We start from the raw sequence: 1,659 nt of genomic DNA on the forward strand, positions 1-1,659 counted from the left end.
ATTCGTCCTGAGCCCCCTGCTCAGGTCCGCCCCGTCAGCCCGCTCTCGCACAGGCTCGCGACCATCGCCGAGCACGGTCCCCGTCCCTCTGCAATAGGCTCGGTCACGTCGCTCGCCGGACGGATACGAACGCCTGGAGGAGCTGGTGTCCTACGACGTGAAGAAGCCGTAGGCCGCTGATTCATCTGGATGGGATTGGAGCCCGGGTTGGCGCGAGGGATGCGCTGGCCTGGGCTTTTCATGCGGGCAAGTTATGTCTCGCGGACAGGCATGACGCCCAGGCTTCAGCTACGGCACAAGCTGACGAGCCCGCCCCATCCTCACCCGAAGTACAACGGCGATGGGCGCGCAGAGGCTCGCGCGAAGTCCAAGTACACATTCCTCGACCTTAATGACGCGCGCGTTGACGCAGCCACGACACCCTCATGACGCAGCGACCGAGTCTTCGGTCGCCATAAGCCACAGCAGGTGCACGGTTGGCGGGACGCCACTCACTCACTGCGCTTTTTCGATGCTCGCCTTCTTATCCCTTCAGCCCATTCTTGGTAGCTCTTCCAGAGCAAGGGCCGCACCGGTTCCGCACTCAACACCATCAAGACATCCGCCAAGGCCATCGAATCACTATTACTCATCCACAGCCCAATCGCATCATATACATCATGCGCATATTTTTGACTCGCCAAAGGATAAAGCTTTGCCATCAAATATCCCGCGACTCTCGGCTCCACATCCATAGCAGCCTCAAGAAGCAACATGATACGACGTACGAGTTCGTAACCTTCCGCGTTAAGCCCGACTTGAGCCAACAAGGCGTCAAACAGGGCCGCCCCTCCACCTTCGTCAACAATCTTAGCAGCCGCTGACAACACGTCGGAGCTATGTGGGTCCTCAACCAACTCAGAAGCCACAAACCGAATGAAGTCTTGATCTTCAGTGCGTTTAATCATTACCGAATCGGAATGTGAGTTCTAGCTGGATCTGTCGTTTTCTGCGCATCATCATCAAGGGTCGTCGCACGTCCAGGAGCGAAGTTTCCGCGATTGTTTTTTGCTGCGGTTGGAACAATTTCCTTATGTGCGTGCGGCACCTCGTCAGCATATCCCCGCGGAGGCGTACGCTCGGTGGCCGGATCGACGCGGACAACAGCTGTTTGACCCTTGGGCATCTCCTTGGTCCACACAGCACCACCAGCGCTTCGGTGCGCTCGGCCAGCACGTACGGCACCCACGAGGCCGCCAGCTTCCACACGTCCACCGCCTCGTTGGACAGCAGCCGGTCCACCTGCTTGATGCCGTGCTTCTGCACTCCGCCTCGCGCCCACGCCAGCGCCTGGCCAATGGCGTGCACCGACAGCGACGCGGCGTGCACCACCCCCAACGTCGCGTGCGCCAGCGACAGCACTCTCTTGGCGTGCAGGTCTTCCTCGAACAAGCTCTCCAGGAACCTCAGCACCTGCTCTTCGTTGATTGCGTATTCCGGCGATGGTGAGCACCCATTCTAAACGACGAACCGTGATTCTCGAATGGTTTCATGCTGCGCGTCGAGAGGGAGCGACGCGCAGCAGCGGACTTGAAGTCTGCTGCGCGTTGCGAGCTTCCAGGTAGGCATCCACCTCGGCCATGAGCGCCGACATCTTCTTGCACCGGTGGTTGCGGGTGA

General features: G+C 59.6%; 2 protein-coding genes. Both read right to left on the minus strand.

Features of this window, described 5'->3' with window-relative positions; all coding sequences use genetic code 11:
* Positions 1-491 precede the first annotated feature (491 nt).
* A complete protein-coding gene (locus D7X99_RS42585) occupies positions 492-947 on the minus strand; it encodes a hypothetical protein (protein WP_147476431.1) in 456 nt (151 codons plus the stop codon).
* Complete coding sequence (locus D7X99_RS44155) at positions 940-1,431, minus strand: hypothetical protein (protein WP_233614230.1); 492 nt, start codon at positions 1,429-1,431, stop codon at positions 940-942. The genes D7X99_RS42585 and D7X99_RS44155 overlap by 8 nt, the downstream gene beginning before the upstream one ends.
* Positions 1,432-1,659 lie beyond the last annotated feature (228 nt).

Origin of the sequence: Corallococcus sp. AB032C (assembly GCF_003668935.1) — a bacterium.
GTDB classification, from domain to species: Bacteria; Myxococcota; Myxococcia; order Myxococcales; family Myxococcaceae; genus Corallococcus; species Corallococcus exiguus.